Here is a 19,723-nt window from a genome sequence, read left to right as displayed (position 1 = left end):
TATGATTTTTTTCCTAGAAAGGAATGACGAAATCGAGCGAAAACAGAATTTGATCTTTGTTGCCGGCAAAGGGTCGATAAGCGTTTGTATGCAAAGCATCGACCCTGTCATAACGAATGTTCGGGCGGATGTTTAGCTTTTTTATCGCATCCCATTGGAGCTTTAACGTTTTAGCGGCCTTCCAGTTTAAACCGATGGTCGCAGCATAGTAGTCGGCTGGGGTAATGGTGACGCTGCTGAGATTGCCGGCGTAACTCGTGGCTACGCCGTTCACGATGTTGGTTGCGGCAGCAACTCGAAATGGAGAAGGATTGCGAAATCCATCGCGATCACGAAACCATTCACCGCGCGCACCGATTGATAAATTCTCGGTAATATCATGGTATAGATGGGTAACGAAACCAATCCATTCGGCGTCCTTTACTGCATTGGTATATTTCAAATTATTCAATAATACGCCACCGGCATAACCATGAACATGATGTAATACCAGCAGAGTTTTAGGATCTATTTTGTGCTGAAATACAATGTTGTACATCCCCCATGACTCGTCGCTTCGTGTTGAAATTTTGCCATAAGTGCCGGTAACGTTGAGTGAAGTGGCTTGACTATCGCTGGTCCAGGTAATGCCCGCAACGCCACCCCAATTACCTAATTGCTTGTCCCACCCGCTATCCCAGCCGCCCGTAGCACTGCCAGTAACGGCACTCCCAGAGACGGACCAATTGTTGTTGACGATATAGTTAGCTTGCAACCCAGTGTGTGTGAAGGGTTCTCCGGCATTAAAGGAGTAGGCACGGGTATAGAAAAAATTATCCGGTGCTGGAACGGTTTCAAAACCTGTGGGAGAATAAAAATGCCCTATTTTTAGGTTGATACCGTTTTTCCCTATCGGTACATGAGCCTCCAAGTAGGCTTGCGGGAGTGCGATTCCATAAGTGCGCGTTGAGGAGCAGCACAGATGGAGATCCCAGTTATTGCGATTGAGAGCTGCGCCGGAATTGACATCAAAGGTCGGTACACCAAAGGCCTGTGTAAAAATTGCATCAGTTCCAAACAAGAAATCGAAACGTCCGCCGAAATCCCATCTTCTGGTTTCCGATATTACTGGGCGTTGCAAAAAAAGATTGAATTGATTTAACTGGAATCGATTGGCTTGATCAGCAAAAGCAACAGGGCCATTGTAACCACCTGATTGGCTGGGGTTTAAAGTTGCGCCACCGTGAATCCATCCGCCGAGTTCTATTCTGCTATCTTTAAAATATTTTTTTAAATTATTTGCGTAAGGAGTGGTTGCATATAAAAAGAAAAAAAACGTACCTCCTATTATGAATATGTTTAACAGCCATTTCATAAATCTTTTTTCAGAGTGGTGGTGCGATTCATTCATACATACGAATATAAACAGCCAAAGGCACGGGGAGTATTAACATTCCCCGTGCCTTTGGCATTCTTAAAAGCGATACTTAGTTCATCACTCTATCTGTCAATGCATCTCTGATGCAAAGATGTCTAATTCCTTGTTGGCTCAGAGCTAAGTCTAGCTTTGATTTTGTGGGTCTGTGCTGGATTCGAACTATCGCCAGATTGCGCATATTCATTTTTTTGAAGATCGGCAGCGATTTTGCGATGATAACCAGCTTGCTGAATGGCTGCTGTCGTTTCTTGTTCGTAGTGGCGGATATTTGCCAGTGTGTGTGATTTATAATCTTGTCCTCGTCTGCCATAGTAATGACTATGATCTTCATATTCCTCTAGCAATGCCATTTTTTCTTCAACTTTTGCGGCCATTTCTTTTGCCAGGTTGTCGTAGTGATTGGCTAAATTTTCGTGATCATTGGAGGTTTTGGCTTCTGATACAGATACAATCTTGTTGCTATCCATATTCCGTGCTTCCATTGGGCTCAACTGCGCACAAGCGACTAAGATAGAAAGCATCGGTAAAACTGCAAGATATTTTACAAACTTAATATTCATGATGGTAAGTCTCCAAGTGGATTGACACAGGTGTGTATCCTACGAGAATCAATACTGAAATGATATTGGGGAATCCATTGTTTTTAAATAAGGGAAACCCTTAGATTGAATTAAACTGTGCGTGTATTTAGTGCTCTTCAGAAATCCAACGTGTGGCGTAACGGATTAAGTCGGCGCCATCTTTTAAATGTAGTTTGACCCGGATATTGAAACGATGCGTTTCGATTGTTTTGATGCTGCGACAAAGTAATTTGGCAATTTCTTGACTGCTATGTCCTTGTCCGATCAAGTGGAGTACTTCGAATTCACTGGGCGTCAGTGTGTTGATGAGCTGCTCGGGCTCGGTTTGACCCGATGCAATGCGCTTTAACAGTTTGTCATGCATTTGCTTGCTTAAATAAACGTTACCATTGAGTACTTCATGAATTGCCGCCAGCAGTATCTCGCCTGGTTCTTGTTTCATCACATAGCCACGAGCACCGGCGCGTAAAGCGCGTTCTGCATACACGGACTCATCATGCATGGAAACGAACAGAACGGGAAGTGAGGGTTTCAGCGCATGCATGCTTTTAATCACTTCAAAACCGGACACAGTTTTAAGCGTGACATCCAATAAAACAATATCAACAGGTTCGCTTTTCTTCAGTATTGCCAATGCCTCGTTGCCGTCACCGGCTTCGGCAATTACTTCCATATCGGATTCCATGTTGATCATCATCGCCATACCATGCCTTAACATGGCATGATCATCCACTAACATTACTTTGATTTTATTTGTAGACATTTTATTAGGCCATCCGCATTTCTAAACGAACTTCTGTGCCGCCTTCGGCACGAGAGAGGAAATCTAATTTTGCACCCAACTGTCTGGCGCGATATTGCATTATTTTTATGCCCATTCCGGAAGTTGTTTGCGATGCTCCATTTGCTTCAATAAATCCACTGCCGTCATCGGCAATTGACAAACATAGTATTCCTTCATTCGAGGACAAAGATAGGGTGATATGTTGGGCTTTACCGTGGCGAATTGCATTGTTGGTGGCTTCCTGCGCGATTCTATACAAGTTAAGCGCCAGAGTATTATCTTGAATGATGATGCTGTTTTTACAAGAAAAAAGACAAGATATGCTATAAGTCGTCGAGACCCTATTTGCTAGCGCTTGTAAAGCGGCAATCAAACCATTGGCTTCTATTTCAAATGGAAGCAGTCCTTGCGCCAGTTGTTTGATGTGTATTACTGAGATTTGTGCTTGTGAAGCAATGGAGGCGGCAACTGTCGCCATACTGGTGTTTCCAGCGGCGATGATTTGCTTCTCCAGCGCCCTGGCTTGATAGCCGATAGCCGCTATTTCCTGTCCTAGATTGTCATGTAATTCCTGTCCGATCGTGTGAGCTTGCTCTTCAGCTACCAGTACCAGAGCTTGTTCTAATCGCTTGCGTTCAAGCCAGCTTTCCAAGTCGCTGGCGATCGCGTTAATGAGATTTTGCTCTTCCACCATCAGATAAGGGTGATCTGCCGGGTAATAAACTCGTATTTGGCCGCACACTTTACCATTGACATAAATCAAGGAGCAGCAGGTGCAAGCAGGATCTCGTTCCGCACGCCAGTAATCGGTTTTTCTGTGAGTGATTTTGACTTTTGACTGTAATCGATGCCGAGTTTCCGGGTCAAGTTTTCCTATGGTGAATCTCCAGCCATTGAGTTCGATTACGGCGCTTGCCATATCAGGAAATTGCATGGCCGGTATTAGGCGTTCAAAAATGTTCTGGCAAACGTTATCTATCGATGATTCCATGCCAATGCCGCGGCGAATTTCATAGAGACAAGTGATTTCTTTCAGGCGCTCATGCAATAACTCTTCGACTTGCTTGCGCTCCAGCCATCGCGCCAGATCACTGGTAATCGCATCGATAAGCTTTTGTTCTTCCATAGCTAAGAACGGTTTGTCTTGGGGATAAAATACGCTTAGTTGGCCACATATCGTGCCATTGACAGTGATCTTTGAGCTTAATTCATGCGTCATATTTTCAGTCGAAGTCGCAGAACCAATGCGTTTTCCGTCGAGCTCGATTATTACCGAAGCATGTTCTGGATATTGCATGGCAGGTATCAGGTGTGTAATTATCTGTTGACAGGCTTTGTCGACGGATAAATCCAATCCAATGCTGCGGCGAATCTCATACAGGCAGGTAATTTCTTTCAGCCGCTCGCGTAGCTCAATCTCCTTATGACTCAGTTCGATAGAAATCTGTTCTGCGGTTTCTTTAGCATTGCGTGATTCTCTTTCGGATTTGATCAGTTTTCGAACAAACCAATTCAATAACAATATTTCAGCAATAATCAATCCGGCAAGATAAAAGACAATAGTCATCAATTGATCATTAATCGGACTGAATAATTCCTCCTGATCCAACTTCAGAACCATGCCTAAATCAATACCGTGGAGCGGCGCATAGGCTTCAATTACCGGTATGTGGCGATAATCCTTGACCGCTATAACACCGCTTGTACCATTGAGTGCTAGGCTTATTGGTAGTAACCCGCCTTCTGTTGCATATCTCAGGTGCGTAAATTTTACACCGTCAATTTGGCTGATAAAACAAGCCATTGCTTGTGTGTCCGCGGTAGGAGGGGCACACAATATGAACTCGCCTGTTTTGCCAATGGATCTTATTTCGCTAAATCTGCGTGTCATTTGTGGTAGTTTGATTTCTGTCACAATTCTGCCGATATGGCGCTTTTCTTGGTCTGTAATATCGACCTGACTGTGCAGAATAAATTGATTGTCCCAGATAAGGAACGTGTCATTGTATTTCGGAAGCGGTATTGATTTAGCTACATTTTTAGAAAAATGACCAATTTGAGATAATGTATTGCCCTTGGCATCATAAACAACTGCGGCAGAAAAACCTGACTCAGGGAGTGAGTTAACATTTCGCTCAAGATCACGCAATGCATTTTTATTTTCTGGCTGAGCGTTGAGTTCTTGCATTGATTGAATTAAGAACGGACGGAGAGATAACGTGTGTGTATCTCCCATGGCTTTTTGAATCTGGTTTTCTACAAGGAGTGCTTTGCCCTGTAGTGCAACACGTAAGCCTATACCAAGTACGGATTCAATCTGTTGTCGCATTGCACTGTAAACAGCAATACCTGTTGATAAAGTTAATCCTAGCAGGAGTAGGCCGCCGATAATATTAATCTTGTGATCATCGCGTGTAAAAAACAATCTATCCTCCTCAACTGGGTTATCGGTAAATGGCTTATACAGAATACTTCGGCAACCGAATTGAAGTCAGTATGCCACACTTGATTAAGGCGGATAAAAGTACAGTTCCTGAATTAACAGGGATAAATAATTTTTGGTAGGAGGCTGCCATAGTTTATGAGCATGTTCGTGAGTTGTTTTTAGTGTCAGCCAAATTTCTTAGATGCATCGTGCAGTTTACTGAAATACTATTAAACTTCGCAAGTCATGTGTTTTGTGAAACTATAAAATGATTGTCGTCATTAAAATGGCACTATTCCCCGTGCAATTTTCTTTTTTGTAGCATATTACTAAGTACTAAGGCAGAAATGACCACTAAGATATTTGATCGGGCTAATTGCTGAGGATAGAGATGGTTATAAATCAAAATTCAATTGGATCAACATCCAGTGTCCAGCGTATTTTGCGGGCGGATAATGTATTAATTTGCATATACCATTCGGCCAGAAATGTTTGCAACTGTTTGCGTGAAGTTGACTGTATGAGTAAGTATGCGCGCTCCATTCCTTTTAAACGTAACAGCTGAGCAGGCACTGGATCAAAAAGTTGTATCGCTTGGGTGGGTTTGGCCAGATGTGCAGCTTGCTTTAGAAAATTAAGTACGACTTTGATGTTGTGGGCTTCTGCGCGCAAAAGTGCCTGATATACATAGGGCGGGAATCCGGCTACTTCTCTTTCTGTTAGCAGAGTTTGCGCCAGGGCGTCATAATCGTGTTGTTGCAACGCATAGTACAGGGGATGATCAGGAAATTCAGTTTGAATTAGCACATGTCCCGCAACATTGGCTCGGCCTGCACGGCCGGAAACTTGCATGAGTTGCGCAAATAACCGTTCACTGGCGCGAAAATCCGTACTGTAGAGCGAGGTATCGGCATTCAGAATACCCACCAGTGATAAATTGGGGAAGTCATGCCCTTTGGCCAGCAGTTGCGTGCCGATCAGAATGTCTACTTGGTGGGTATGGATGGCATGCAAAATTTCTTTCCAGGCATTTTTGCGGCGCGTGCTGTCGCGATCGATGCGCAAAATTCGTGCTGATGGAAAATGCGCAATCAGCGCTTCTTCCACACGCTGCGTGCCTTGACCAAATGGTGCGATATCCTGATTGCCGCATTGCGGACAAGCTCGTGGGAATTTTTCTTCATGACCGCAATGGTGACAGCATAATTTTTTATCGCGTAAATGAACCACTAGACGGCTGGAACAACGCTGACAGAGTGCACTCCAACCACAGGATTTGCATAGTAGTACTGGCGCATAGCCGCGCCGGTTGATGAAAATCAGGCTTTGGTGTTTTTCAGATAAACATTTTTCTAGCGCTTTGAGCAGTGGTTCGGATAATCCATCCTGTGATTTATGAATACGCGTGTCAATATACTGAATCGAAGGCAGCTTGGCGCTTTGCACCGCGCGGGAATTGAGGCGAATATACTGGTAGCGGCCATTGATTGCATTGAAATAACTTTCCAAGGATGGTGTGGCGGTGCCTAGCACCACAGGAATATTTGTTTTCCGTGCGCGAAAAATCGCTAAGTCACGTGCGGAATAACGCAATCCATCTTGTTGTTTGAATGAGCTGTCGTGTTCTTCGTCGACGATGATCAAGCCCAGTTTGGGTAGAGGTGTGAAAACTGCCAGGCGCGTGCCTAGAATAATTTTAGCTTCGCCACGCTGTGCTTGCAGCCAACCGGTTAGCCGTTCTGTGTCGTTGAGCCCGCTGTGCAGATTAACCAATGGAGTGGTGCAAAAGCGCGCACGAAAAACTGCTTCCAGTTGAGGTGTTAAATTGATTTCCGGAATCAGCACCAGTGTTTGCTTATCGTGTGACAGAGCCGACTCGATGATACGCAAATACACCTCGGTTTTTCCGCTGCCGGTAATTCCATGCAGCAACCAGGTGTTAAATCGTTCAAGCCCAGCAGTCACGGTGGTTACTGCATTGACTTGCTCGGCTGTCAAGGTAGGAATGATTGTGGCTTTTGGCGTGGTGTTGATTATGGGTTGTTCGGCTATCCAGCCGAGTTGCTTCCATTTATCTAGCAATTTACTGGCGCGTGGTGAAATTTGTTTGATTTGTTGGAAAGTCAGTTGTGCCGCATTTTGGAATGCAATCAGTAAACGGCGCGCCACGCGATTGCGTGCAGGAATACTAGTGATATCGATCTGCCTGCCTAAATTTGTGAGACCCAGTGGATGTTGTGTGGAATCTTTCAGTTTAATCGGCTTATTGTTGCGCAGTAGTGCGGGTAGGCTGTTTATGATTACCCCGCCGAGCGGGTGATGGTAATACTGACTACAGAATTGGAACAAATCCAGCAATGCTGGCGGGATCGGGTTTATTTCCCGGAAAATGCAGTAAACGGATTTGAGTTTCTCGATCGGGACCTGAGTTTTCGTACTGATCGCCATAATAATGCCCGTAATCTTTTTTTTACCAAATGGTACGCAGACACGAAGACCAATATCGTGCATGCTGGCATCTTCGGCTTGATAATCAAATAGAGTGTCGACGGGAATATTGAGGGCGACGCGAATGATGAGCATAAGCAGTCGGGATTATTGCGGCTGAGAGACGTTACCCACCGGGTTTTGAATTCATTCCAGTGAGTAACGTGTCAAGATTGGAGTGATAAGTTATTTCGAAACGCGGTATAGCGTAATGGATGGTTCTCGGGATTTTTCTAATTGGGCTGTAGTTCCGTCAGAACTGATCGAGAAGTTTGCGTTGCCTTCCTGATGGGAGAAGCCGACACAGCCATTCGTATTATAGGTAAACCTCGATAAATTGAGCTTGCTGCTTCCCTTGTCGTAGGAATACGATGCAAACTCTACACCGGGTTTTCCGCATTCTGCTTGATCTTCGCGTTGTGCTTCGCCCGTTGGGTCGAGCATCAGGAATTTGCCATTTGGAAAGAATACTAGCGTTTGTGTTTTGATGGCATTTTCGTCATAAGCCCAAGCCCCAACAATACCGGTCGCATCGTTATCAATTTTTGCGAAGCGTGTTTCCTTGACTTCTTTTTCTGCCACTTCATTTTCGTTACTGAGTTCGATTGGTTTGGCGATATGAAAGAGTTCACCAAATACGCTGGTTTTTTCTCGTTCTCTTTGTACCGTCACGATATCAGAATATATCAATTCAAGACCGTCGGTACGCACCCTGCGGGTTGGCCCCGGATCGGATAAACCGCCTTTGAGATTAGTGTCAATGGTGGGTTTTCCAATCAATTTGAATCCCCTATTATCAAAATCAATCGCATTGGCAACACCTGCTTCGATGCCTGCTTGAAATATGGTACGCCCGCCACATACACGATTTTCGTCACAGGAATCATCAGGTCTGGCTTCGGCGTGCAAATATTCTCCGCTGTTATCGGCTGCCACTCGCAGTACAGTGGCGGTTTGATCGGTATAGCTTACCCAGATTTGTGCGCTGAGCAGTGCGACGCCTTGTGACATGAAATGGTCGCGGGTCTCTTCAGGGGTTCTGGCTTCTCCTTCTATGCCTCCAGCTTCCATGATATTTTTTAAATTAGCAGATTCAGCAAATGTTTCCGGATTGCTGTCGAGATTAATGGATCCATTGACGGCAGCAGCCGTTTCCTGCGAAATAGAAATGCCATTGGATAAATCGCTATCGGAATCAAGGGACTGTAATAGAATCAATAAATTTTGTAATTTGTTGTTGTTATCTCCTGCCAGCTCAATCGGCGTTACAATTTGTGAACCCGGAATATTTCCCAGTGTCAAACCGCCCAATTTGAATTCTATTTTGTCGCTATGGTTGAAGTTAAAATTACCTTGCTCATCAGTTGTACCCGATTTGCCGGAAGAAGCTTTATAGCTAACACCAGAGACGGGAGAATCAACTAAAATACCCACGGCTGGACCGGTTGGCATATTTCTTTTGGTCGCTGATGTGGAGGAGGATGACGATGTTGTGGCAGTATTCTCACTACTATCACAAGCGACAAGTCCCACAATAAATACTGTGGATAATAAGGCTATCCATGAATTCTTTTTAAATGAGTGTGTGGATTTCATTAAGATGCTCTCTTTTTTGATTAATTAAAAATTCAAACTTGTACAATTTATACTTTGCGGTTGTCACAATGATAAGCGGATGCTGATATTTTACTATTAAGATTGCTATTATAGCCAAGCAATCGTTTTTTCGTTTTTTACTTGCATAATTTGGTTTTAAATTTTTGTCTTTTCGTGTATTTTTTCCGCTAATTTTTTACTAGGGAGAATATAAGGTATTTATATGTCAAATATGGCTGAGATCTCACAACTGACAGAACTGTCAGCGCAACTCCCCATTGACTGGTACCTGGATCCAAAAATCCTTGAAATTGAAAAACGTATACTGTTCGACCAAGGGCCAGGATACGTGGGTCATGAAGCAATGGTACCAAATATTGGAGATTATTACGTACCGGAATGGATGGGTAAAGCCAAAGTGCTGGTGCGTAATGGGCAAGGGATTGAATTGCTTTCCAATGTTTGTCGACATCGGCAAGCCCTGCTATTGAATGGTAGAAGTAATACCAAAAACATTGTGTGCCCGATTCATCGTTGGACGTATGCGCTGGATGGAAAATTGCTGGGCGCACCGCATTTTGACCAGAATCCTTGCCTCAATCTTGCGAAAACGCCGCTGCAAACTTGGAATGGTTTGCTGTTTTCTGGTAAGCGTAACGTGTCACAGGATTTGGCAAATTTGAGTTCCGATGTTCTTGAGTGTTTTGATTTCTCCGGTTACTTGATGGATCGTGTGCAGATCGAGCATTACGATTGCAACTGGAAGACATTTATAGAAGTTTATCTGGAGGATTACCATGTCGATTCGTTTCATCCGGGCCTGGGTCATTTCGTCAATACCGAAAAACTCAATTGGGAGTTTGACAGTTGGTACAGCGCGCAAACAATAGCCATCGATTGCGCACATCTGCAGAAACCAGGTAGTCCAGTGTATGCTAAATGGCATGAGCAAGTGCTGCAGCAAACTGAAGGAAAAATGCCACCACATGGTGCCATATGGTTGCTGTATTTTCCTAATATCATGCTGGAGTGGTATCCCAATACGCTGGTAGTTAGCACGATATTACCGACCGGCATTGAAAGTTGCATGAATGTGGTTGAATTCTATTATCCAGAAGAGATTGCATTATTCGAGCGTGATTTTGTGGAAGCTGAACAGGCTGCTTATAAAGAAACCGCACGTGAAGATGAAGAAATCTGTCAATCGATGACTGCAGGTCGGCGCGCATTATATGCGCAGAATCTGAGCGAAGTAGGACCTTATCAAGTGCCAATGGAGACCGGAATGGAGCATTTTCATCAATTCCTGCGACGCGAGATCGGACCACGCCTTTGATGGTTGTTCAGTCGTAATTTCAATATTCAAGGAAAACAGATTAATGCGTTCGATGTGGATGCTTGTTGCTGCATTTATGTTTGCTAGCATGGGGGTGCTGGTAAAACTCGGGGCTGCTTATTTTTCCAGCACCGAGCTGGTATTTTATCGTTCGCTGTTTGGTGTTTGGATGACCTATCTGATTCTTCGTTTTTATCGCTTACCGGTGCGCACGTCACATTGGCGGATTCACTGTTGGCGCGGAGTCGCCGGCTTGGTCAGCCTGTTGATGTTCTTTTATTGCTTAACACAATTGCCTTTAGCTACCGCCGTTTCGCTGAATTATACCTGGCCTCTTTTTGCTGCATTATTTTCCACTCTGATTCTGAAAGAGCATATTCATTGGCCGCTGGTCGTGACTGTGATACTGGGCTTTATGGGTATGATGTTGTTGTTGCGTCCTACCTTGCCAGATGAGCAATGGTTTGCGGGTGTAATGGGCATTGCTTCAGGTTTTTTTGCAGCGATCGCCTATATCAATGTCAAGCAATTAGGTAATCTGGGTGAAACGGAATGGCTCGTAGTATTTTATTTTACTTTGATCAGTACTGTGTTAACCGGTGTGTGGCTGCTATTTACCACATTTAGCCCGATTACCGGTCATGGATTGCTGTTGTTGCTCGGAATCGGCCTGGTTGCAACCCTGGCACAATTAGCGATGACGCGTGCTTACCATCAAGGTGTTACTCTGGTCGTATCTTCATTGGGCTATAGCACGATATTATTCTCCAGTCTTTGGGGAATCTGGTTTTGGAATGAAATTTTATCGCCGATTGCTTGGTTGGGTATGGGGTTGATCGTTGCGGGTGGATTACTCAGTGGCATTTTAGGTTTTAAATTGCCCCCGGCCGTTATCCAAAAGTGATGCTGCCGCCAGTTGCCAGCAGGCAAAATTTGCACGAATCCGTTTAATTGCCTATGATGAACTTGTTATTATTTGGGATGGAATCATGATTACAATTCAAAAAAAGGGTAACTTGGTAATTGTTGCAGTCATTGGCGAATTTACCTTGACCGATTATCATGAATTTGAGCAGCAGGTATTATACAAGCAGCATTTTGATGGCAAGGCGAATCTTTTGTTTGATTGGCGTGACATGCTGAATTACACCGTCGATGTCGCCTGGGAAGAAGTCAAGTTCATGCGTGATCATGGCAGCGAGTTTAACCGAGTGGCAGTTGTCACGGATGACGAATGGCAAACTTGGGGTACTTGGGTTTTTAATCTGTTTGTCAACGCCAACGTAACGGTGTTTCATAATTATGAAGAAGCCGAAGTATGGGTTTCGGAGAATGAGTGATCGACGACTCATTTCATTATAAATGGCGTTGTTTTGTGCAGAGAGGGGCTGTGTTGCTTAACATCCAGATGCAACTCGATCTTGAAGTGGTTTTTAATGTTTTCTAAGTTTGCTACTAAACCGGTAATAAATGCATGGACGAATTGATACTTGCCCGAGTGTTGCATGTGTTGGGTGTTGTTTTGTGGATTGGTGGTGTGGCGATGGTAACCCTGGTGCTGTTACCGATGCTCGCGCGTATGTCATCAGCAGCGGAAGCGATGGAAACTTTTACTCGTTTCCGGCAAGGGTTTGCCGCACAGGCGCGGATTACTACATTGGTTGTCGGTTTAAGTGGTTTTTACATGGTGTACGCGTTGGATGTCTGGCATCGTTTTGTGCAATGGCAATATTGGTGGATGCATACCATGGTGTTAATTTGGTTGTTGTTTAGTGTGATGCTGTTTGTCATGGAACCGCGTGCACGCCGCCAAGCTGCAGCACCGACGCAGGAAAATATCACAGCGGAAATGTTTATTAAAATTCAGCGTAAGCATATGACCTTATTGATACTTAGCTTGATTACCATTGCCGGTGCCGTGGCTGGTAGTCACGGTTGGCTAATTCCTGGCAACTGATAATGGATTACGCGCTATTGAAAATGGTTCATGTCGGTAGCGTGATTTTAAGTTTCTCATTATTTTTTTTACGCGGTATTTGGCTAATTCAGGATTCTGAAAACCTACGCCAACGCTGGGTTAAGATCCTGCCGCATATCAACGATACGGTGTTACTTGTCAGTGCCATTCTACTGGCAATCGCGATCCAGCAAAATCCGCTGGAACACGCTTGGCTGACTGCGAAGATATCCGGTTTGCTGGTGTATATTGGTCTAGGCATGGTGGCGATGCGGTTTGGCAAAACCCGAAAAACAAGGATTACCGCTTGGGTTGCAGCTCTTTTTGTGTTTGCTTATATTGTATTGGTTGCTTTGACCAAAAGTCCGGTCTTGGGTGTTGGCTAGATTTCCTCGGTGCTACATGCCAAAGAATTCAATATTGTCGGATGGATTTCTCTACTTGTCGTCTTGAAAAGGCCGGTTATCACCAAGCGCAAGCGATTAGTGATCTGATCAATCAGACCTATCGCGGGGAGATTGGCTGGACAACAGAAGCTGCAATTATTCAAGGCGACAGAGCCGATCGGCTGGAAATAGAAGCCGCTATGGCGCACCCTGATGCTTGTTTTTTTGTTGCCAATCAACCTTTCATGCTGGCGTCGTGTATTTATATCGCGAAAGAAAACGAGCATGCCTACATCGGTTTTTTCTCGGTTCACCCAAGTCTGCAACAGCAAGGATTTGGTAAATATATACTTGAACAAGCGGAAGCTTTTGCTTGTCACACAATGCAAGTGCGCAAATTTATTATGTTTGTGGTATCGCAGCGACCGGAATTGATCGCATTTTACCAACGTAGAGGCTACCGCTTGACCGGCCAGGTTGAGGCATACCCGTTGCACTTGGGAGCACCGAAAGCCTCTGGCTTGACAATTGATTATCTGGAAAAGGTTGTGTAAGGTGGAATCGGGTGTGTTGCAGTTATCATTCAGCCAAATCAAAAGGAGGAATGGCATGTCAAATTTAAAATTTCTGATTATTCTGTTGGCTCTTTCTAAAACGGCGTTATTACAGGCGGAATCTGTAGAACTTGGTGTTTGGCATAATGCAACTCCGACACTGGAGAAGCGCACTGAAATTGCGGCAGCCGCGTTGGACGGAAAAATCTATGCGGTCGGCGGATTCAGTCAGCCAAGTCTTAGCAATGTGCTGGATTTCGCCATCAGTCGCACGGTGGAAATCTATGATCCGGCTACCGATGCCTGGACAGAAACAGCGCCATTGCCGGAAGGCCGTCATCATGCCGGAATTGCCGCTCTCAATGGTTATTTGTATGTGATTGGCGGTTTCACTAAAGGCGGCTTATCGGTATGGCGTGCAGTTGCAACGCTGTATCAATTTAATCCAGTTAATCAGACCTGGCATGAACTGGCACCCATGCCGACCGCGCGTGGTGCGCTAGGCGTGGCGGCATACCAAGGTCATCTCTATGCTATTGGTGGATATGACGGAGATAACAATTCCGCCGCCGTGGAAGTGTACGACCCGCAAACCAACGTATGGACTCCCGCAGCCGCTATGCCGACAGCACGTGATCATTTGGCGGTTGTGACCGCAGGCGATAAAATTTATGCCATTGGTGGGCGCCCAAGCTTGAATTACCGCAAAAATATGGACGTAGTCGAAGCCTATGACCTCGCCACGAATCAATGGCACACACGTGCTAAATTACCGACCGCACGTAGCGGCATTGCTGCTGGCGTTATCGACGGACGCATTTACGTGGTGGGTGGTGAATCCGGTGAAGGCACATTCGATACGCATGAAATGTACCTGCCGGATGAAGATCGCTGGGTGACTATGGCGCCGATGCCGACGGCACGGCATGGTTTGGGCGCGGCGGTAGTCAATGGCCGGTTGCATGTCATCAGCGGCGGTCTGACGCCGGGTGCATCATTTAGCCAGGTGCATGAAGTGTTTTCACCCGCTCGTTAACAATCGGTTAAGCTACTCCGGCGCGACGATTAATTCGGTGCGGACTTTGTTTTGCCATTCTTCCATCCAGCCGGGAAAATCATCAGGCAGTAACGGCCTGGAAATAAAATTGCCTTGAGCCATATCGCACCCTGTTTGTCGCAAAAATTCCCAATCGTTACGATCCTCGACGCCTTCCGCTACGATATCCATGCCCAGTTGTTTGCCCATCGATAAACTGGCGTCGTAAATGGCGCGCAATGTGTCATCTTCACACGCGCGATGCACGAAGCCTTGGTCGATTTTAAGCTCATTGAAAGGAATATCGCGTAACTGAGCCATTGATGAATGTCCGGTGCCAAAATCGTCAATCGACAAATGAAATCTTTTGAGGCGCAAGCGTGTTAGGATTTCCAATGGTATTCGTGTATCGGATCCCATTAATTGGCTTTCTGTGACTTCGAGTACGATCTTTTGTGGCGGCAAGCCGTTTTCGGTCACCAGATTAACGACGAAGTCTTGGAAATCCAGTGATGCCAGATTATCCATTGAAACATTAATTCCAATCCGCAATGTCAGTCCCTTCTCATGCCATTGCTTGGCCTGGGCTATGGCCTGTTGCAAAACTTGGTGTGTCAAGTCGTCAATCAGATTATTTTCTTCTGCTATGCTAATGAACCGATCGGGTAATATGATTCCATCTTTGGGATGATGCCAGCGTACCAATGTTTCTGCGCCGATAACATCTCCTGTTGCTACCGATACTTTAGGTTGGTAGTAATTGACTAATTCATGCTGAGCAAGAGCGGATTGAATATCCGTCGCGACATAAATTTTTTTGTTAGGTTGCTGCTCAGTTGAAGAATCAGGTTCCCACTGTTGCAATATTTCGGATAGCTTTTCAGGGTCTACGGGTTTGAGCAGGTAGCCAAGCATGGATATTTTGTGTGCATGAACCAGTCGCTCAGCGGTTTTAAGCATGCGCTCGTCTTCACCACTGACTAGAATTAGTTTGCCGTGATATTGCCGATCAACCAGATAACGCACAAACTCAATGCCATCCATATCGGGCATATTCAAGTCGAGTAGAATTAAATCCGGGCAGGTGTCGATGTGATCGATTTTTTTCAGTGCATCCGAGCCATTGTCGCAAGTAACAACAGAAGTATAGCCCAGTTTGGCAAGCATGCGTGTCAGTAGTTTGAGCATGAAGCTATCGTCATCGAGGACTAATATCTTGACGTTGGGTGCGCTAACCATGACTTGCCTTTATTATTTTATAAGTTAAAAAGAGCTGCAGAATTACTTTAAACATTTGCGCACGATCATACACTGTGTCATGAGAGAAATGATAGTAATCACTTTTTTCGGTATGCCTTGAATTGGAAAAATGTTTGCATAATCTGAATCCTGTTGATTAGTCAGGGTACTTGATATCCCATGACTTTGATGACCTGCCACTTGAAGTCATGCACATGGACATCATCACCCGTAAGCGCCATGGAGAGAGCGCTTTTCGTTACTGGCGGTAACTCCATATTGATTTGATGTTGCTTCGTTTCATGCGACATATTTTCATGCATGTGCATCTGGTGATGATCATGGATCGGTGTCATGCTGACAATGAGCTGTGTTACATGATAGTGGTCATTGCCATTGTAAACGGTGCCACTAAAGATTCCCCAGCCGAATCCTGCATCGATTTTAAGTTGTTGAATTGCCTCCGCAGGTAATTCGATCAAGTCTGGCTGTTGTGCGTCAGATTGTTGGCAACAACCTATCTCGGTAGGAGGTTCGCTAGTCAAGGCAGGGAACGAAATAGTCAGTAATATTATAACGAATAGAGAGAATCTAATTGGCTTCGGTAGATGAACCATTCAATATCCTTAGAAAGATAACAGTTTAAATAGTATTTGAGAGAGATTATAAATCAATAGGCCTAATTTTATTGACTCAGATACGATAACAGCTGACCGGATTTGCATACAATTAGTGTCTACGGATCTGAAGGAATAAAAGTTTCTTGCAGTAAGGTAATATTTTGTTTCAAAATGTTAACCGAGGTTTAAATCCCTTTCATCTTTGAGGTGTTCATGAAACAGAAAATATTTTCGATAATTTTTGTAGTGATGTCATTCACGGGATGTGCATCAATACCACCTGAGGCTCCGGAGCTTTCAGCGCAGCTGGGTACACGAATTTCCTCTCTGGAGACAGCGCATGTTAGGCTTCTGCAGGAGTTTTTTCGTGACAAAAGATTGCGCGTAGATGATTTTTTACAAGAAGTATGGATACCGATATTTGCCCAAGAGTTTTTCAGTGACCCCAAAGTCGATGCAATGTGGAAGCAGGTCGTCCAATCACAAGATGCAAAAGATCGTTTAAACTTTATTGCGCTGGCTGGACCTAAACTCCAAGTGAAGATTAATCAGAAGCGTGTCGAGCTGATTCAACCGCTGGATGAACTTGAAGCGGAGATAAGAAGCAAGCTTAAAGCGGAGTATGACCAGGCAAGAGCAATTAATAATTCATTAACTGCTTTCTTGCAATCCGCATCAAAAATAGAAGAGAACAGAAAGCGTTATCTCGATATGATCGGAATGACAAATACGGATATCGATAAATTTGTCAACCAAACTGATCAAGCGGTATCCGAACTGGTTGTTGCTGCGCGTAGTATCGAAGATCGTGTGCAAGATACGGAGAGATACCGTGAAAAGATCAAGAGCATTCTTGATAAGCTACGTAAATGAGGGGTGATAATGACAATCGACTGGGGCAAATTTCAGCAAGAATTGGATCAAGCTATTGATGGAGCAGGGGATAGAACGGATAGTAAGCTTGCTGGAAAGATTTCAGCAATTACTCGATTGTCGGATGAGGAAATTGAGAGTCTTTTCCCAGATCCGGCTGAAGTCAAGAAGCTTGCGGAGCTGATGGAAATTGTTAGGCGTTCGGGTGATCAAAACGAGAAAATTAATAAAATTGTTGGCAATGCCGAGGAATTTGGGGGGGTTATTCTCAAGTTGCTTACCAAGTTTGTTTAATTGTATATGATTTTACATCAAATATTCATCCTTTTGCATCAGCAAAATTCCGCTAAGAAGCTATCGGGCGTGTCTTAGTTAATTGACATTTAAGACAACCGGTCGTATTATTGGATGATGTCAAAATCAAATAAAAAAGAATTTAATCGAGAGAGCTTGCTAAATGAGGGTGTTGCATTGTTTATGGGGCAAGGTTATCACGGTACGGGATTGCAGGAAATTCTCGATGCAGTGAACGTTCCCAAGGGTTCTTTTTATAATTATTTTGACAGTAAAGAAGATTTTGGGGCAAATGTTATCCAGCACTATATCGGTCCATTTATTGCACAATTAGCCGGACATTTGGATAGCTCTGGTACGGATGCACTCGGTGCAATTCGGTGTTATTTTGATGAGCTTATTGCAGAACTTGAGAGAAACGAGTTTAAGGGGGGATGTCTTTTAGGCAATTTGATGGGCGAACTGGGCGATACCAGTGAGGTTTGCCAGAAATCTCTTCAAGTGGCAGTCAAACGCTATCGGGATTTATTGCAGTATGGGTTAGCGAAAGCGCAACGGCAAGGGGCGGTAAGATCGGATAAATCGGCTGAAGAAATGGCTGACTTGCTGATAAATGCCTGGCAGGGTGCTTTATTGCGAATGAAAATAGAAAAATCATCTGCCCCGGTTAAGCAATGTTGTCATAATTTACTAGGAGATTATTTTATGCCTTAATTTTTTTATCAATATTAAATACGACTGGTCATATTTTTTAACCGATTTTATTGGAGGCGTTATGCCAAAATATATAATAGAACGTGAAATTCCTGGAGCAGATGCATTAACACCCCAGGATTTGCAAGCTATTTCTCAGAAATCATGTGGTGTATTGAGTAATATGGGGCCGCGGGTTCAATGGCTGGAAAGCTATGTGACGGATGATAAGGTCTATTGCATCTACATTGCGCCTGACGAAGCTGCCGTCAGAGCACATGCTGAGCAAGGCGAGTTCCCAGCCAATCGTATTTCTCGAATCAAAACTGTGATCGATCCTACTACTGCCGAGTAGAATAAGTAAATGAGGATGGTTTGTAAGATCGAGTGTTTCCATGGCATTGTTAATGCCGTATAGAAATTAACTCTATAAATTCTATATTTCGGTACGTGAAAAGTAAGTGACCATAGTCATTTAACAATGCCAATTTATTTTAGGAGGAATATCCCATGCAATTTTATGCTGCTGCTCGTTCCACGTTGCTCATTTCGATGCTGGTTTTAGCAAGCGTCTGTGAGTTATCTGCTGAAACTGGAGCGTCAAGGATAACGCCAAAACATATAGCTGCCGCAGAATCGGAAGGCAGGCATCAGCATTATGTGGCATCCGAGTTGGCGCATAAGCCAGGTCCGGATGGTCAGCTTGCCCCCAGGTTGCTTAATCTGGGTTCGCATACTTTTCCGGTCAGCACACGCAACCCGCTAGCACAGCAATATATCAACCAGGGGCTTAATCTTGCCTATGCATTCAATCATGCCGAGGCACGCCGGGCATTTCGCGAGGCGGCACGACTCGAGCCAGATCTTGCAATGGCTTACTGGGGCCAAGCGCTGGTGCTTGGCCCTAACATCAACGCAATGATGGAGCCGAATGAAGAGCCTCAAGCATTAGAGATTGTGCAAAAGGCTAAATCGCTGATGGCGAATGCATCGCCGAAGGAACAAGCGCTTATCAATGCCCTTGAAAAACGTTATTCGGGGCAAACCGAGCATCGAGAGGCAAATGATAGGGCTTACGCGCAGGCCATGAGGGAAGTGCTTCAGCGTTTTTCACATGATGAGGATGTTGCGATGCTTTATGTGGAATCCATGATGGACTTGCGGCCTTGGGGCTATTGGATGCTTGATGGCCAGCCGTATGAAGGAACAGCCGAGATCGTTGCGTTGACCGAAGAAGTGTTGCGGCGCAATCCGAAACATCCTGGTGCGCTGCATATGTATATTCACCTGATAGAACCGACCAGCACTCCCGAGCGCGCAGAGCAAGCAGCCGACACATTGCTGACGCTGATGCCCGCAGCGGGACATCTGATACACATGTCATCGCATATTTATCAGCGCGTTGGCCGTTACGCCGACTCAATAAAGAGCAACCAACTTGCAAT

19 protein-coding genes and 1 pseudogene are annotated in these 19,723 nt (G+C 44.7%); 12 read left to right on the top strand and 8 right to left on the bottom strand.

The window, feature by feature from the left end; all coding sequences use genetic code 11:
• Positions 1–13: 13 nt before the first annotated feature.
• The 6 genes from Q0C11_RS08015 to Q0C11_RS07990 form a co-directional block, all read right to left on the bottom strand.
• Positions 14–1,354: a porin gene (locus Q0C11_RS08015; RefSeq protein WP_293007040.1), complete on the bottom strand. Its 1,341-nt coding sequence runs from the start codon at positions 1,352–1,354 to the stop codon at positions 14–16.
• Positions 1,355–1,512: 158 nt separating this feature from the next.
• Positions 1,513–1,977, bottom strand: coding sequence for a hypothetical protein (locus Q0C11_RS08010; RefSeq protein WP_293007039.1), 465 nt, complete (start codon positions 1,975–1,977; stop codon positions 1,513–1,515).
• A gap of 127 nt (positions 1,978–2,104) precedes the next feature.
• The gene (locus Q0C11_RS08005) at positions 2,105–2,761 is read right to left on the bottom strand and encodes a response regulator transcription factor (RefSeq protein WP_293007038.1); all 657 of its coding nucleotides are present in this window, start codon (positions 2,759–2,761) and stop codon (positions 2,105–2,107) included.
• A 4-nt stretch (positions 2,762–2,765) separates the two neighbouring features.
• The gene (locus Q0C11_RS08000) at positions 2,766–5,207 is read right to left on the bottom strand and encodes an ATP-binding protein (protein ID WP_293007037.1); all 2,442 of its coding nucleotides are present in this window, start codon (positions 5,205–5,207) and stop codon (positions 2,766–2,768) included.
• A 402-nt stretch (positions 5,208–5,609) separates the two neighbouring features.
• Complete coding sequence (locus Q0C11_RS07995) at positions 5,610–7,790, bottom strand: primosomal protein N' (RefSeq protein WP_293007036.1); 2,181 nt, start codon at positions 7,788–7,790, stop codon at positions 5,610–5,612.
• Between the two features lie 90 nt (positions 7,791–7,880).
• Positions 7,881–9,290 (bottom strand): adhesin, encoded by a 1,410-nt coding sequence (locus tag Q0C11_RS07990; RefSeq protein WP_293007035.1) that lies wholly within the window; start codon positions 9,288–9,290, stop codon positions 7,881–7,883.
• Between the two features lie 223 nt (positions 9,291–9,513).
• Between Q0C11_RS07990 and Q0C11_RS07985 the strand changes: the two genes are divergently transcribed.
• The 7 genes from Q0C11_RS07985 (at position 9,514) to Q0C11_RS07955 (ending at position 14,559) form a co-directional block, all read left to right on the top strand.
• The gene (locus tag Q0C11_RS07985; protein ID WP_293007034.1) at positions 9,514–10,626 is read left to right on the top strand and encodes an aromatic ring-hydroxylating dioxygenase subunit alpha; all 1,113 of its coding nucleotides are present in this window, start codon (positions 9,514–9,516) and stop codon (positions 10,624–10,626) included.
• Positions 10,627–10,669: 43 nt separating this feature from the next.
• Positions 10,670–11,530: a DMT family transporter gene (locus Q0C11_RS07980; RefSeq protein WP_293007033.1), complete on the top strand. Its 861-nt coding sequence runs from the start codon at positions 10,670–10,672 to the stop codon at positions 11,528–11,530.
• 85 nt (positions 11,531–11,615) lie between these two features.
• The gene (locus Q0C11_RS07975) at positions 11,616–11,966 is read left to right on the top strand and encodes an STAS/SEC14 domain-containing protein (RefSeq protein ID WP_293007032.1); all 351 of its coding nucleotides are present in this window, start codon (positions 11,616–11,618) and stop codon (positions 11,964–11,966) included.
• Between the two features lie 134 nt (positions 11,967–12,100).
• Positions 12,101–12,583, top strand: coding sequence for a hypothetical protein (locus Q0C11_RS07970; protein ID WP_293007031.1), 483 nt, complete (start codon positions 12,101–12,103; stop codon positions 12,581–12,583).
• 2 nt (positions 12,584–12,585) lie between these two features.
• The gene (locus Q0C11_RS07965; RefSeq protein WP_293007030.1) at positions 12,586–12,969 is read left to right on the top strand and encodes a SirB2 family protein; all 384 of its coding nucleotides are present in this window, start codon (positions 12,586–12,588) and stop codon (positions 12,967–12,969) included.
• A 41-nt stretch (positions 12,970–13,010) separates the two neighbouring features.
• The gene (locus tag Q0C11_RS07960; protein WP_293007029.1) at positions 13,011–13,523 is read left to right on the top strand and encodes a GNAT family N-acetyltransferase; all 513 of its coding nucleotides are present in this window, start codon (positions 13,011–13,013) and stop codon (positions 13,521–13,523) included.
• 55 nt (positions 13,524–13,578) lie between these two features.
• On the top strand, positions 13,579–14,559 hold the full coding sequence (locus tag Q0C11_RS07955) for a kelch repeat-containing protein (RefSeq protein WP_293007028.1): 981 nt from the start codon (positions 13,579–13,581) through the stop codon (positions 14,557–14,559).
• A gap of 12 nt (positions 14,560–14,571) precedes the next feature.
• Here the strand turns inward: Q0C11_RS07955 and Q0C11_RS07950 are convergent, their stop codons facing one another.
• On the bottom strand, positions 14,572–15,798 hold the full coding sequence (locus Q0C11_RS07950) for an EAL domain-containing protein (protein WP_293007027.1): 1,227 nt from the start codon (positions 15,796–15,798) through the stop codon (positions 14,572–14,574).
• A 161-nt stretch (positions 15,799–15,959) separates the two neighbouring features.
• Entirely contained in the window at positions 15,960–16,343 is a 384-nt protein-coding gene (locus Q0C11_RS07945) for a hypothetical protein (RefSeq protein WP_293007026.1), read from the bottom strand.
• A 288-nt stretch (positions 16,344–16,631) separates the two neighbouring features.
• Between Q0C11_RS07945 and Q0C11_RS07940 the strand changes: the two genes are divergently transcribed.
• From Q0C11_RS07940 to Q0C11_RS07920, 5 genes and pseudogenes are all read left to right on the top strand, one after another.
• Entirely contained in the window at positions 16,632–17,291 is a 660-nt protein-coding gene (locus tag Q0C11_RS07940; RefSeq protein WP_293007025.1) for a hypothetical protein, read from the top strand.
• 9 nt (positions 17,292–17,300) lie between these two features.
• Complete coding sequence (locus tag Q0C11_RS07935) at positions 17,301–17,585, top strand: hypothetical protein (RefSeq protein WP_293007024.1); 285 nt, start codon at positions 17,301–17,303, stop codon at positions 17,583–17,585.
• Between the two features lie 114 nt (positions 17,586–17,699).
• Positions 17,700–18,299, top strand: coding sequence for a TetR/AcrR family transcriptional regulator (locus Q0C11_RS07930; protein ID WP_293007023.1), 600 nt, complete (start codon positions 17,700–17,702; stop codon positions 18,297–18,299).
• Between the two features lie 61 nt (positions 18,300–18,360).
• Positions 18,361–18,633 carry a DUF4242 domain-containing protein gene (locus tag Q0C11_RS07925; RefSeq protein ID WP_293007022.1) on the top strand — a complete coding sequence of 91 codons (273 nt, stop codon included), beginning with the start codon at positions 18,361–18,363 and terminating at the stop codon, positions 18,631–18,633.
• A gap of 155 nt (positions 18,634–18,788) precedes the next feature.
• A pseudogene (locus Q0C11_RS07920) lies at positions 18,789–19,723 on the top strand (hypothetical protein); the annotation flags it as partial.

Source organism: Nitrosomonas sp. (assembly GCF_022842015.1).
In the GTDB taxonomy this organism is placed as follows: Bacteria; Pseudomonadota; Gammaproteobacteria; order Burkholderiales; family Nitrosomonadaceae; genus Nitrosomonas.
The sequence above is the reverse complement of the archived record's forward strand: the minus strand, read 5'-3'. Positions and strand labels throughout refer to the sequence as shown.